This window comes from Pseudoalteromonas sp. DY56-GL22 (assembly GCF_041414715.1).
In the GTDB taxonomy this organism is placed as follows: Bacteria; Pseudomonadota; Gammaproteobacteria; order Enterobacterales; family Alteromonadaceae; genus Pseudoalteromonas; species Pseudoalteromonas simplex.
The window spans coordinates 53,271-67,653 of sequence record NZ_JANHZR010000005.1 but is presented as its reverse complement, the minus strand read 5'-3'; the positions used below and the strand labels follow the sequence as shown (position 1 = coordinate 67,653).

General features: G+C 42.3%; 15 protein-coding genes. All 15 read right to left on the bottom strand.

The annotated features are described in order from the left end of the window. Window positions 1-14 precede the first annotated feature (14 nt). The 15 genes from NO991_RS12425 to NO991_RS12355 all read right to left on the bottom strand — a co-directional run bounded on the left by NO991_RS12425 (window position 15) and on the right by NO991_RS12355 (window position 14,291). Complete coding sequence (locus tag NO991_RS12425; RefSeq protein ID WP_138599034.1) at window positions 15-782, bottom strand: protein phosphatase CheZ; 768 nt, start codon at window positions 780-782, stop codon at window positions 15-17. A 17-nt stretch (window positions 783-799) separates the two neighbouring features. Next, complete coding sequence (cheY, locus tag NO991_RS12420; protein WP_016708035.1) at window positions 800-1,183, bottom strand: chemotaxis response regulator CheY; 384 nt, start codon at window positions 1,181-1,183, stop codon at window positions 800-802. A gap of 40 nt (window positions 1,184-1,223) precedes the next feature. After that, on the bottom strand, window positions 1,224-1,934 hold the full coding sequence (locus NO991_RS12415) for an RNA polymerase sigma factor FliA (protein WP_054562345.1): 711 nt from the start codon (window positions 1,932-1,934) through the stop codon (window positions 1,224-1,226). Between the two features lie 26 nt (window positions 1,935-1,960). Then, entirely contained in the window at window positions 1,961-2,821 is an 861-nt protein-coding gene (locus NO991_RS12410; protein WP_054553259.1) for a MinD/ParA family protein, read from the bottom strand. Next, window positions 2,814-4,295: a flagellar biosynthesis protein FlhF gene (flhF, locus tag NO991_RS12405; RefSeq protein WP_199529236.1), complete on the bottom strand. Its 1,482-nt coding sequence runs from the start codon at window positions 4,293-4,295 to the stop codon at window positions 2,814-2,816. Before flhF ends, NO991_RS12410 begins: the two co-directional genes overlap by 8 nt. Before the next feature lie 20 nt (window positions 4,296-4,315). Continuing rightward, the gene (flhA, locus tag NO991_RS12400) at window positions 4,316-6,427 is read right to left on the bottom strand and encodes a flagellar biosynthesis protein FlhA (RefSeq protein ID WP_054553261.1); all 2,112 of its coding nucleotides are present in this window, start codon (window positions 6,425-6,427) and stop codon (window positions 4,316-4,318) included. Between the two features lie 71 nt (window positions 6,428-6,498). Then, a complete protein-coding gene (gene flhB, locus NO991_RS12395) occupies window positions 6,499-7,629 on the bottom strand; it encodes a flagellar biosynthesis protein FlhB (protein ID WP_054553262.1) in 1,131 nt (376 codons plus the stop codon). A 9-nt stretch (window positions 7,630-7,638) separates the two neighbouring features. Then, window positions 7,639-8,418 carry a flagellar biosynthetic protein FliR gene (fliR, locus tag NO991_RS12390; RefSeq protein WP_054553263.1) on the bottom strand — a complete coding sequence of 260 codons (780 nt, stop codon included), beginning with the start codon at window positions 8,416-8,418 and terminating at the stop codon, window positions 7,639-7,641. Continuing rightward, window positions 8,419-8,688, bottom strand: a complete 270-nt coding sequence (gene fliQ, locus NO991_RS12385) for a flagellar biosynthesis protein FliQ (RefSeq protein ID WP_054553264.1) — start codon at window positions 8,686-8,688, stop codon at window positions 8,419-8,421. Window positions 8,689-8,728: 40 nt separating this feature from the next. Continuing rightward, a complete protein-coding gene (gene fliP, locus NO991_RS12380; RefSeq protein ID WP_054553265.1) occupies window positions 8,729-9,469 on the bottom strand; it encodes a flagellar type III secretion system pore protein FliP in 741 nt (246 codons plus the stop codon). 4 nt (window positions 9,470-9,473) lie between these two features. Further along, window positions 9,474-9,857 carry a flagellar biosynthetic protein FliO gene (fliO, locus tag NO991_RS12375; RefSeq protein WP_054553266.1) on the bottom strand — a complete coding sequence of 128 codons (384 nt, stop codon included), beginning with the start codon at window positions 9,855-9,857 and terminating at the stop codon, window positions 9,474-9,476. After that, on the bottom strand, window positions 9,854-10,255 hold the full coding sequence (gene fliN, locus NO991_RS12370; protein WP_054553267.1) for a flagellar motor switch protein FliN: 402 nt from the start codon (window positions 10,253-10,255) through the stop codon (window positions 9,854-9,856). The genes fliO and fliN overlap by 4 nt, the downstream gene beginning before the upstream one ends. 22 nt (window positions 10,256-10,277) lie before the next feature. Next, a complete protein-coding gene (fliM, locus tag NO991_RS12365; RefSeq protein ID WP_054553268.1) occupies window positions 10,278-11,369 on the bottom strand; it encodes a flagellar motor switch protein FliM in 1,092 nt (363 codons plus the stop codon). Between the two features lie 9 nt (window positions 11,370-11,378). After that, window positions 11,379-11,900: a flagellar basal body-associated protein FliL gene (fliL, locus tag NO991_RS12360; protein ID WP_054553269.1), complete on the bottom strand. Its 522-nt coding sequence runs from the start codon at window positions 11,898-11,900 to the stop codon at window positions 11,379-11,381. 72 nt (window positions 11,901-11,972) lie between these two features. Next, window positions 11,973-14,291: a flagellar hook-length control protein FliK gene (locus NO991_RS12355; protein ID WP_300360308.1), complete on the bottom strand. Its 2,319-nt coding sequence runs from the start codon at window positions 14,289-14,291 to the stop codon at window positions 11,973-11,975. Window positions 14,292-14,383 lie beyond the last annotated feature (92 nt).

The window sequence follows — 14,383 nt, the reverse complement described above, 5'->3', positions numbered from 1 at the left end:
CAGCTACTCTCCTCTTAGAAGCCCAGACTTGATAATAGATCATCGACTTCATCTTGTCCTGAGACAACATCATCACGAGAGTCTTTATCAATAATCGGCCCTTCAGGACCTGCTAGTGTATCACTTGTTGCAGGTGCTTTTTCTATGGCCTGTTTTTCTTGTTGTTGATGACCATCTTCTTGACTGCCAAACACAGTTAAGAGATTAATTAAACTGTCTTCTACTTCTCGCACTAACTCAATGACGCGACGGATTACTTGCCCCGTCAAATCTTGATAGTCCTGTGCCATCAGCACATTGGTCATCAAGCCCTGTAGCTCATCGGTTTTAGTATGCGAGTTATTCATAAAATTATCTAAGCTATGACATAGCTTTTTAAACTCACCGAGCTCTATTTCTCGGCTCATTAAACGATCCCACGTTGGTTTAATCGTCGCTATTTCATCTGCAAGTTGTTGCGCTATAGGTAAACTAGCTTCAACTGCATCCATGGTTTTGTTAGCGGCGCTTTCTGTCATTTCCATAACATAATTTAAGCGCTGCTTAGCGTCTGGGATCGCATCGGTAGTTAAATCTGAAAGACGAGTATCTAGATCAAAGTTTTTTAGCGCTTCATGTAATTGTCGCGTCAGTTTACCGATTTCAGCAAACAGCTCTGATTGTTCTTTTGATGCTGTTTCAAGTATCAGCTGATCAGCTTTTTCTTGTTCACCATTTTCAAGAAACTCAACAAGTTGACGAGCTTGCTCTAAACTTATTTGAGGCGCAGCTAGTGCTGACATAAGCCTCTCCCCTTAGATTAACCTAAACGTTCAAACACTTTTTCCAATTTGGTTTTAAGTGTCGCAGCAGTGAATGGTTTAACGATATAGCCATTAACACCCGCTTGAGCAGCAGCAACAATTTGTTCTTTTTTCGCTTCAGCTGTCACCATTAATACAGGAATATGCTTAAGGCTATCATCAGCACGAATTGCTCTTAACAAATCAATGCCTTGCATACCTGGCATGTTCCAATCTGTTACAACAAAATCAAATTCTTGATTTTGTAGCATTGGCAATGCTGTTGACCCATCGTCAGCTTCCTGCACATTGGTAAAACCTAAATCCCTTAATAGATTTTTAATGATACGTCTCATTGTAGAAAAATCATCAACAACAAGAATTTTCATGTTTTTATCCAAAACATCCTCCGGTGAGGTTTGAACCTATATTTACTTACTACTAATTAATCCAGTCATTGATTTTTGCTTTGAGCTTAATCATCGCCTGACCATGTATCTGACTCACACGCGATTCACTAACATCGAGTATGTGTCCTATTTCTTTTAAGTTCATTTCGTCGTTGTAGTACAAAGACAAAACAAGTGCATCTCTTTCTGGTAACGATTGGATAGCCGTTAATAGAGACTGGTTAAACCGCTCATTTTTAACGTTATTAAACGGTTTGTCTAGTCCTAAATCCTGACCTACAGGTGTAATGACGTCTTCATCAACGCCTAAGTCCTCTATACCTAATACTTTACTAGAATTTACATCATGTAGAATATGATGGTACTCATCGAGCGTTATATCAAGTTTTTCAGCGACTTCTGTATCTTTAGGTTCACGATTTAGCGTGCTTTCTAATTCGGAAATGGTTTCAGCCACAAGGCGAGCATTTCGGTGAACTGAGCGTGGTGCCCAGTCACCTCTACGAATTTCGTCTAACATCGCACCACGAATACGAATTCCAGCGAAAGTTTCGAAACTAGCCCCTTTGCTAGCATCAAAGTTTTTTGATGCTTCAATTAGGCCTATCATGCCTGATTGAATTAAATCATCGAGTTGGACACTGGCAGGTAAACGAGCAATTAGATGGCACGCCACTTTTTTAACTAAAGAGGCATGTTTTTCAACAATCGCATTTAAGTTTTGTGCTGATTGATATCCCATCGCTTTATTCACCGATGTTGTCATAGTTAGCCGTTTACTAGTTTTTCAATGAAAAATTCTAAATGGCCAGAAGGTTGATTAGGGATCGGCCACTTAACTGCTTTTGTTGCTAATGTTTTAAACGCCACCGCAGCTGGTGAGTTTGGAAATAATTCAACAATCACCTTTTGACGTCGCGTAGATTTACGCATGTTCTCGTCATAAGGAATGGTAGCTACCAACTCCATTGAAACGTCTAAAAAGCGATCCGTTACTTTTGAAAGTTTAGCAAATAATTCTTGCCCTTCACGCAAACTGCGCACCATATTGGCAACAATTTTAAATTTATATACGCCATGCTCACGGCTAAGCACTTTTATAAGCGCATAAGCATCGGTAATTGAGGTAGGTTCATCGCATACAACCACAACAACATCTTGGGCTGCACGAGAAAAGCTTAATACCATGTCAGAAATACCTGCAGCGGTATCGACAATTAAAATATCAAACTCAGTGTTTAACTCGCTAAAAGCGCGGATAAGGCCTGCATGCTCAGATGGTGTTAATTCCACCATGCTTTGCGAACCAGACGTCGCTGGTACAATTTTTATACCTGCAGGACCTTCAACGAGAATTTCGTCAAGCTCACACTCGCCTGACAAAACATGAGATAAGTTACGTTCAACACGAAGGCCAAGCATCACGTCACAGTTTGCCAAACCTAAATCGGCATCTAGTACTAATACACGATTTCCTTGCTGCCCTAATGCGATTGCGGTGTTGAGTGAAACATTGGTTTTACCCACTCCACCTTTACCGCCAGTCACAGCGATAACTTTAACGCCACTATTATTATTTTGATTCATTTTGCGCAGGCCGCTTGCTTGATCTAATACTGTGTTAATCATACATCCCTACTGTGTTCGACGCTACTGCTTGACGTCGTGAATGTTGTGCTTTTGCTCGTTTTAAATACAATTGTTCAGCTTTTTTCACTAGTTTTTCAGCATTCGCTACGCGAATATCTTCAGGAACACGCTGACCGTTAGTAAGATACCCTATTGGCAGGCGATTTTGAATCGCTATACTAATAATCTCACCTAAACTTAAAGATTCATCCAATTTAGTGAAGATACAGCCACTTAGATGAACCTTTTTAAAGTGTCTTACGGTTTCTTGCAACACATTTATCTGTGCTGTCGCACTTAATACTAAATAACTACGAATATCAACACGCTGATTACGCATTAAGGTGTTTAATTGCTCAGTTAAACGTAAATCACGTTGGCTCATACCCGCTGTATCTATTAATACTAGACGCTTATTACGTAAATGGTATAGCACTTCAGCTAATTCATTCGCATCTTTTACCTGCTTAACACCACAGCCAATAATACGACCATAAGTAGCCAATTGTTCGTAGGCACCAATTCTATATGTATCAGTGGTGATCAACGCCACTTTATCAGCACCATATTTTTGTGCGCCCAGTGCAGCTAATTTCGCAACAGTCGTTGTTTTACCAACACCCGTTGGGCCCACTAATGCGAATACACCACCTTGACGTAGGATTTCGTTATTCGTTGTATGCATTTGGTTTTCAACCATTTGCAGTAATGCTTGCCACGCTTGTTGACGTGATACATCATCAGGAATGAAACAGGCCATTTGCTCAGCAACATCACGTTCAATGCCCATACCCGCTAAGCGGTCAATCATACATGCACGAGTCGGATCGCGGCGAGCCATATCTTGTTGCATTAAGCCAGATACTTGGTGTTCAAGTAATTGACGAATCGCATTCATTTCTTCGCGCATGGTCGTCATTTCTGATTGATTCGCAGGTGCTGAGTTTTTGTGCTCAGCGGGTGAATCTAAATCATCAAAACCAGAATCTAAATCGTCATCAAAACCTAAGCTATGTGCTTGAGTTTGTACACGAGGTGCTGCCTGCGATTGATAACGAGGAGCTTGCTTATATTCAGGCTGTTGCTGCTCAAAGCTTGGCTCTTTTGCTTGATAGTGTTCACTCGTATCAATACCAGATTGACTAAACATTGACGCAAGCTCTGGCGAACGAGGGCGTGGGGCTTGACGCTCAAGTAACGCTTGAAGGCTATCAGCAACTTTCGCTTGCGGCTCAGGTTTAGCACGCATTGGCTCAGGTTTAACAAAGTTATGCTGTGGAGCAGGTGCTGATTGTGCCACTGCTGGTTTAGCTTCGGCTTTCGGGGCTGCTTTGTCGTAATCAACAGCTGCAACGATTTCAACGCCGTTAGCAAGCTTTTTGTTCGACATAATAACCGCATCAACACCTAGTTCATCTTTCACTTCTTTCAGTGCTGTGCGCATATCTTTAGCAAAAAAACGTTTAATTTTCATGGTTCAACCCCTTTACTATCCTATTGTTGGCCTACTGAGCTGACAATCTTAATCTGTCTTTCGTCTGGTACCTCTTGGTAAGACATCACCCTTAAACCTGGGATGGTGTACTTAACGAAGCGAGATAACACAGTTCTTAACATTCCTGACGTTAACAGTATCGAAGGTTCACCGGCCATTTCTTGGTTTTGATGCGCTTCATTCAATGATTGTTGAAGTCGCTCTGCAAGGCTTGGCTCTATTCCGGCACCTTCGTCACCTGCATTCTGAAGTGACTGATGCAACATCTGTTCCAACTCAGGCGCCAAGGTTATGACAGGGATCTCAGAAGACATACCAACAGCATCTTGAACGATCAATCTGCGCAGTGAAATTCGCACTGCAGCCGTTAGTACATCAGGGTCTTGGCTACGTGGGCCATACTCAACAAGGGTTTGAACAATCGAGCGCATATCGCGAATTGCCACCCCTTCATTGAGTAAGTTTTGTAGCACTTTTACGATAGTAGTGAGTGGTAATACGTCAGGAACCAGCCCTTCAACAAGACGAGGATGACTCTTCGCTAACATATCTAATAAGTTTTGCACTTCTTCATGACCAAGCAGTAAAGCTGCGCTATTAGTAAGTAACTGACTAATATGAGTTGCAACCACAGTTGCTGAATCAACGACTGTATAGCCAAGTGATTGTGCTTCATCTTTTTGATCTGGTTTGATCCAAACCGCATCTAGACCAAATGCAGGGTCTTTTGTGGCAACCCCTTTGATTGGACCAAATACTTGGCCTGGATTAATCGCTAACTCATCACCATGCTTAAGCTCACCCTCACCGCTTGAAACACCCATCATAGTGATTCTGTAAGCGTTAGGGTCCAGTTCTAAGTTATCGCGAATATGCACAGGAGGTACCAAGAAACCAAGCTCCTGAGACAGTTTCTTACGCACACCTTTGATACGATTTAATAGTTCACCACCTTGAGATTGGTCAACAAGTGGAATTAAGCGATAACCCACTTCTAAACCAATAACGTCAACCTGTTGAACATCATCCCAACCCAGTTCTTTTTGCTCTTGTTTATTAGCAACACCTGTTCCTGGCGCACCACCATTTGCTTCTTGCTCTGCTTTTTCGGCTTCTGCTTTGGCTTTTTGTTGTTGGGTGAAGTAAGCAAGGTAACCCAGTAATCCACCTAGGCTTAAAAATGCAATATGCGGCATACCTGGCACTAGACCCATGATGATCAAAATACCTGATGCGATATACAAAGACTTTTCGTTACCTAGCTGAGTCTTAACTTGGTCGCCCATGTTGTGCGATTCATTTTGACGGGTAACAACGATTGCAGTACCGATTGACAGTAACAATGAAGGCAGTTGTGCAACTAGACCATCACCAATGGTTAGCAAGGTGTACACTTCCATCGCACGGCTGAACGATAAATCATGTTGGATCATACCAACAAATAAACCACCAACGATGTTAATCACTAGAATAACGATACCCGCTATTGCATCGCCTTTTACGAACTTACTCGCACCATCCATTGAACCATAGAAATCGGCTTCGCGGGTAACCTCTTCACGGCGTTCACGGGCTTGCTCTGCACTGATAAAACCAGCGTTTAAATCAGCATCAATCGCCATTTGTTTACCCGGCATTGCATCAAGAGTAAAGCGAGCTGATACTTCAGAAATACGACCTGCACCTTTGGTGATAACCACAAAGTTAATAATGATTAAAATCAGGAAGACCACTAAACCAACTGCATAGTTACCGCCGATAACCACCGAACCAAAGGCCTCGATAACTTTACCGGCTGCATCACCGCCGTTATGACCTTCGAGTAATACTACACGGGTACTGGCGACATTCAGCGCTAAGCGCATGATGGTTGCAATCAGTAGAACCGCAGGGAACATACCAAATTCAAGGGGTTTCATGGTGTAAACTGTAACCAGTAACACCACCAGTGCTAACGCGATATTAAACGAAAATAGAATATCTAAAAGAAATGGCGGCAGGGGTAAAATCACCATACCCAGCGCAGCAAGTACCATTAACGGCGTGCCGATACCCTTCGCATATTCTTTTTTATCTCTGTTAAGTTGTTGTAATACCGCTTTAAATTCCATAATTCAACAATTTCAAAAAATTGACACTACACGGAATTTGCAATAACTATTCCAAGTTATAAATTTACTGTTTAGTATTTGTAGGCATCGGGTATTGGGAGCTTTTTATTGAGTGGTACAGGACGTTTACCGCGCCCTTTTTGGAAGCGTTTTAACTGGAAGACATAAGCTAACACTTGTGCAACGGCAGTGAATAGCTGATCAGGTATTTGATGACCAACATCGGTGGTGTGATACAGCGCACGAGTAAGCATGGGTGATTCAACAATTGGCACGTCATTCCCCTTGCCCACTTTACGAATTTGCATAGCAAGCTCGTCCACGCCTTTGGCAAGAACAATAGGCGCACCCGCTTTAGCTGTATCGTATTTGAGTGCTACAGAATAATGGGTCGGGTTAGTTACGATCACATCTGCATCAGGCACGTCTTGCATCATACGCCTTTGCGACATTTCACGCTGAGTACGGCGAATACGCGCTTTTATTTGCGGATCACCCTCAGAGTTTTTAAATTCGTCTTTTACCTCTTGTAAGGTCATTTTTAACTGTTTATGGTGTTTGTGACTTTGATAAGGAGAATCTATTGCAGCAATAATGATTAACGTACAAGTTAACCCCAAGAACATCCAAGATAGTATTTCGAGTGCATGGATAAAATTTCCGGGCGCGCTTTCAATGCTTAGGTGCAGTATTTCATCAAAGAAAGTATTAATTAAGAACACAGCAAAGCCTGCAACCACTACAAATTTTAAAATAGACTTAACTAGCTCTACTCCTGCTTGAGGGCCAAGCATACGCTTAATACCTTTAGCTGGCGACATCTTACTTGCTTTTGGGGCTGCCGCTTGCCAACTAAAGTTATAACCCCCCAGTAAAGTATTGCCAACAAAAGCGGCTATGACGATGATCAACACAAACATTGCCATAGGGAATAACAATGCATCCGCAACAATTCCCCACACTGAAAACATCTTAGTGGTGTCGTAGGTTTCATTACGGTTAAGGCTTAATAAACGTCCCATTATATTATAAAGACCTTTACCAATTTCAGGGCCATACAACAAGAGTGAAACTGCAGAAAAAATAAGCACAAACATGGTACCTAGCTCTTTTGAGCGGGCAACCTGACCTTTCTTCTTGGCATCATCAATTTTTTTCTGCGTGGGTTCTTCGGTTTTTTCTTGACCAGAATCTTCAGCCATGGCGCGCTCCTAAGGTGTACAACCAACAAGGCTGCACATTAACTCAACCATTTTTAACCACTGAAACTCAAATTGAGTCATAAAGTTGCCTAATGTTGCCCAAATAATCACAAGACCAGCTACTAAGGTAAACGGAAAGCCAATTGAGAAAATATTTAACTGCGGTGCCGCTCGGGTCATTACACCAAACGACATGTTAATAACAAGCATGGCTGTCAGTGGAGCTAAAGCAAGCACCAAGGCTGTGGTGAACATCCAACCACCCCAAGTAACGATATCCCAGTAATGATCAACCGCCCACCAATTGCCATCAATTGGTAGCACTTCAAAGCTATGAATGACCATTTGAATCATCATTAAGTGGCCATTGAACACAAAGAAAAGCAAGGTCGCCAAGATTAGATAAAATTGTCCCACAGCGGGTACACTCAGACCATTCGATGGATCAACTACGGACGCAAAACCAAGACCTGTTTGCATCGCGAGTATTTGCCCAGCAAGAACAAAAGTATTTAGCAATAAAACAGATGCAAACCCAATCGCGACACCAATAAGCATTTGCTGAATGACCACAAGAATCATCTCAAACGAAAAAAGATTGTTGAAAGTCGCAGGGGGCAGCATAGGCACAGCAACAAAGGTTACAACTACAGCTAAACCAAGCTTAATTCGGCTTGGTACATTCTTCGCACCAAGGCCTGCCATAATCATTATCATTGAGCTAATACGCACTAATGGCAGCAAAAAGTCGCTGAGCCATTGAATAATGACCGCAAATGGAAATTCCATTTAGCCTGCAATCTCCGGTATAGACATCACTAAACGGGTAAAATAGTCCATAAGCTCTTGCGTGAACCAGTGACCACCTATAATAAGTGCGCTTATGGTAATTAGCAAACGAGGTAAAAAGCTTAAGGTTTGCTCATTGATTGATGTTGCCGCTTGGAAAACTGCTACGACTAGACCGACTAATAAGCCAGGTACTACGATTGCAGACACTAACTTTATAACTAAAAATAGCGCGTCACTGAGTATATCGACAAAAATTTCGGGTTCCATTTTGTCTCTCCTACCTAATTATGTGCCTTGAATTGCATTGTTACACCCCGAGCCCAAAGCTCTTCGCCAGCGTGCCCATCACAAGGCTCCAGCCATCCACCAACACAAACAGCATGATCTTAAACGGCAAAGACACAATCATCGGCGAAAGCATCATCATACCCATGGCCATTAATACGGAGGCCACCACTAAATCAACTATCAAAAAGGGAATGAAAAACATAAAACCAATGATAAAGGCCGTTTGCAATTCGCTGGTAACAAACGCTGGGATCAATACAATCAACGGCGTGTCTTCTGGCGAATCTAATTGCTCATAACCAGCTATTTTCGCAAAGGTCTCTAAATCTTTTATACGAACTTGTGAGAGCATAAACGCTTTCATTGGCTCTTTGGCAAGTTCTAATGCTTGCACTGAAGTAACTTGCTCATTCAAGTACGGCTCAATGGCACGCTCATTCACCTGCTGATAAATTGGCGCCATAATAAAAATACTTAAAAATAGCGACATGCCTAACAAAATTTGATTCGAAGGCGTTTGTTGTAAGCCTATTGCTTGGCGTAGTATCGCCAGAACCACAATAATCCGTGTAAATGAGGTCATCATAATGACCGCCGCTGGAATAAAGCTCAGCGCCGTCATGATCGCTAATACTTGTAGCGTCACTGAGTAATCTTGAGAGCCATCAGGGTTGGTGGTAATGGTCAGTGCTTCTATGCCTTCAGCATTAACCGACGGCAAAAACAACACACTTGCTAAAATAAGTATCCACTTGATCATAGCGTTAATTCTTTTTATTTGAAGGTGATTGTGGGTTCAGTAACTTTCCAAATTTCTTGGCAAGTTCTGGCAGTTCTTTTTCTTGTAATGGTGTTTCTAGTTTATGCAGATAGTTAATACTGTGCGGGGTCACACCAATTAAGTGCTGAGCGTTATCGATTTCAATGACCATCAAGCGCTCACGAGAGCCCAAAGGCAAACTGCGCACTACTTTAAATTCATCACTATTAGCAAGATTTGGATTTAGTTTTTTAACCAAAAAAGCCAAAGCAATGATAACCACCAGCACTAAAAGCAAAGACATCACCATAGACAGTAAATCTGCCGTCGGTGATGCCGTAGGAAATGCAGTGCTCGACGCACTTGTTAAAGCAACTAAAGCATTCATCGTAACTTTTTAATACGCTCAACTTGGCTAATAACGTCAGTTAAACGAATACCGAACTTATCGTTTACAACGACCACCTCACCATGCGCAATCAGCGTGCCGTTAACCAATACATCAAGCGGCTCACCAGCGACTCGGTCTAGTTCTACCACCGAACCTTGGTTAAGCTGTAATAAGTTACGAATGTTGATTTTTGAACGGCCCACTTCCATAGAAATAGTAACCGGAATGTCCAAGATGGTATCAAGTTTTCGCTTTTCGTCGCCCGATAGCTCATGTCTTTCATCTTTTAATTCATCAAGCTCTGCCACAGCAGCATCGCCTGAGCCACCCTCAGCCTCTTCAGCTTCGGCTAGTGCCGCGGCCCATTCGTCCATTGTATCTTGATCATCACTCATTATGTTTAACCTTATAAATCGACTACCAGTCTAAATCTACACCTTCAGATAGATGTAGATCTTCTTCTAGTTCTGCTAATTCTGCATCTGAATCCAGTTTTTTGCCACCTTTTGTGAACACATGTAGTTCTGACTTAACTGATTCAGGGCGTTTAATTTTTTCGCTAATTTGTAGTGCCACATTGTCACGTGAGCGGCCCATTTTCGCTCTAAAGGTCGGCAGTTCTTCTACAAATACGGTGATATGCTCTGGCATTTCAACTGGGATAATATCGCCAGCTTTAAGCTCCATAATCTGTTGTAGCGTTAAATCAACCTCAAGCAATTGAGTCGATAGGTCGACTTCTACATCCATGATCTCATCACGTAATGCTTTACTCCAACGTAAGTCGGTGTCTTCGGTGTCTGATTGCACACCGGCATCGAGCAATTCGCGAATAGGCTCAAGCATTGAATACGGTAATGCGATATGGAAATCACCACCACCACCATCTAGCTCAATATGGAAGGAGCTAATAACAACCACTTCAGTTGGACTTACGATGTTCGCCATTGCTGGGTTAACTTCTGAGTCAAGGTACTCAAAAGATACATCCATTACCGGCGCCCATGCTTCTTTATAATCTTCGAAGATAATTTTAAGTAGCATTTGAACAATACGCCGTTCTGTTGGCGTAAATTCACGGCCTTCAATTTTTGCATGATAGCGGCCATCACCACCAAAAAAGTTATCCACTAAAATGAATACTAATCGGGCTTCCATGGTAATTAAGCCAGTGCCCTTCAACGGACGAAAACGTACCATGTTCAAACTAGTTGGCACGAATAAGGTATGAATATATTCGCCAAATTTAATCATTTGCACGCCGTTGATTGACACCTCAGCGGTGCGGCGCATCATGTTAAATAGGCTAATTCGCATATGACGGGCAAAACGTTCATTCACGATCTCCAAGGTCGGCATACGACCACGGACAATACGATCTTGTGATGAGAAGTCATACTGTAAGGTATTACTGTCTAAGTCATCACCTTCGTGAATATCTTCCTCTTCGACTTCATCAACGCCGTGTAAAAGCGCATCAATTTCGTCTTGAGATAATAAATCGCTCACGCTGACCCCTTATTGCATCACAAAGCCGGTGAATAATACCCGCTCTATCACTTTGCTACCTTCAACATCACTTAATGCTGATTGTACTTTTTCAAGTGCAGCAACACGCACTGACTCTTTACCTTCACTGGTACCTAATTCATCTGCGGTCGTTGTTGAAAGAACGCCAAGTAAGGTACTTTCGATAAGTGGAATATGCTTTTTGGCAGTTTCTTCGTTCACTTCACCGCGAACAAGTAGCTGAACTTTTATTTGTACAATACGGTCGCGACTCGCACCGGGTACATTAAATACAAATGGGCGTGGCATTGCGACATAGAGAGCCGAACCAATCTGTGCGGAGCTCGATGGTGCAGCAGCCTCAGTCACTGTGGTTTCATCTGCTAGGCTCTCTTCAGGGGCATCATCACCCATAAATAAAAAGTAACCTGCGGCGGCGCCAACAATCAACACTACAGCTGCAATAATGATAATCAGCTTCTTTTTGCCTTTACCCGTATCTTCTATTTCTAAATTTGCTTCTTCGGCCATTGTCACTTCCCTCAAAGTTACAGCAAGCTGTTTATCACGCTGTAACTATTTTATTTCTTATAATAGCAGGACTTATGCATAGTAATCTATTGATGATGAAGATTGTTGTCGAGAAGTTTCTGCGCTTTGCGCTGTTACTTCTGGTTGTTGCTCCTCAGCTTGTTGATTTCCTGCAAGCTGCCCTTGCCCAGACTGCTCTTGTTGTTGCTCAGGGTTACCTTGCTGAATACTACTTTCACCAAGTTCAATACCTTGCTGCGCAAGCATTTCTCGCAAACGTGGCATTGATTGCTCTAAAGCTTCTTTAGCCTGCTGATTTTGAACAACAAAATTAATTTGCGCTTGTTCAGCATCGCTACGTATACGAATTTGCATACTGCCCATTTCTGGTGGGTCTAAGCGAATTTCCGCTTCTTTGTTATTTATATTTAGTAACGCACTAACTCGCTCTTGAAGCATCTTTGCGGCGTCACTCTTTATAATATTGATCGCTTGCATTACACCAGGGTCAATGCTCACCGATTTAGAGTGAGCCTGAGTTTGTGTCGTTGCTTGAGTCTGCATTGTTTGTGCGTCTAGTGCTTGCTCATATTGCTGATGAGCCACCTCATAGGCACCCGGTTGTGTTGCTGCATTGGCTTGAGTCGTTAACTGAGTAAATAACTGAGCTACACGCGAAGGCACAGCTTCTTGTGTACGTTCGGTATTAATTTTTGTATCAAGCTCTAAAGTTACTTCTTCACTAGTTGCAGCCTTTGTAACATCGGCTGTAACCTGCGCAGTATTGTTTTGTTTTGTATTATTATTTTCAGCATTGACTGTGGCGACGGTTATCGGCATCGCTGTGTTGACTATTGCAGGAGCATTAATAGCCTCTTTGAGCACAGTTTGTGCCGCAGAAAGTTTTTCGTACTGAGCAGTACCCGGCGTTAACGTTTGCAGTTGAGTATTCACTTTATTTAACAGTGCTTGCTGCTCATCTTTCGTCAGTGCAGTGATTTGCTTTTCGATGCTAGTCGGCAGTTTAGTATCAAGCGCTTTATTATCAGCTAATTTAGCATCTTGTTTTGTCAGGCTTTCATCAGCAATGTCTTGCTCTACAGCAAATTGTGATACAGGGCTCTGTGCAGTTTGTGTTGTAGGCTTACTACTCATCACATCAGTCAATAGCGACTTGATTGTTGCCAGCTCATCAGCGCCAAGCTTATTGTCAACTTTTAGTTGATTGATTTGTTGCTCAAGTTGCTTTTGTTGATCAGTGCTGAGCGACAAACCTTTAGCGAACTCACTTACAGCCTGCCCGTCGCCACTTTGTAGTTTGGCAAGCAGGTTAACGATTGACTTATCAGTTACTGGTTTATCTGATGCTTTTGCCGCGCTTGCTTCAACGCTCTTCGGAGCTACCTGCTCAGTAGCTAGGTTTACTGCTGGCTTATCAACGTTGCCATGCGCTTGCTTTGTCGTCACTTCAGCCGCTTTTGCATCAGTTTGAACGCTATTATTTGCATCGCTAAGCATCTTGCTTAAAACAGCTTTGCTTTTATCATTCGCGCTGAGTTCATTTCCATCAGCTGTTTTTACAGCGTCTAAATCAACAGTGGTTTCTTTACTGTCAGTTGCTTGTATTGCACTGGCAAAGTTAGCTACCTGAGGTTTTGTATCCGGTGTATTAACAGCTGAAACACCCTGCTTTTCTTTGTCTGTTAATGGGCCATCAACAATAGGGGTCACGCTATCTTTTGGCGGTAAATCACCAATCGCTTTTAGTTGACTATCTACCGCTGTCGCAACTTTAGACTTATGTAATAAACTTGCGATTGAGTTGTCATCTTCTGCTGCGACTTTTGAATCATCGGTTTGCGCAACGTCTGTCATAGGTGAAGGTATTACAGGTGTAATGGTATCGATTGGGGTTGGTTTTTTATCAACAACTACCGGGCTAAAGTCATTATTTTCAATCAATTTATTAACACGTGTACTCATAGCTTGAGCCGCATTAATTTGCGAAAGCAGTGAGTTATCATCATCTTCTACAAGTGCAAGTTCATCGCTTTGTTCTTTAGTTACAGCTTCATTACGAACATCTGGATTTATTTTAGGCTGCTGATCTGTAGATGTGGGAGTAGTTGCAGCTTTAGCATCAGTCGCTGTATTCTCATCACCTGGTTTTGCATCTGATTTAGGTTCTTCAGAAGTACTGATAGCTTTAGGTTCATCAACTGAGTCAGCATCTGCATCACTTTTTGCTTGCGCGTTTGCCGCTTCACTTGCTTCTGTCAGTGAAGTTAAAAAACTTAAGCCCGATGCTTTGTTGTTAGACTCTGAGTCTTTGCCTGAAAAACCAGTACCTTGCTCAGTTTTAACCTGCAAATTGATATCACTGATCGCCATAATTCACCTAAACCTAGTCATCTAAAGTAATGAGGCAATTTGCCGCCGCAAGTGCCAAAATTAATGCTACTGGTTAGGTAAATGCAATTAAC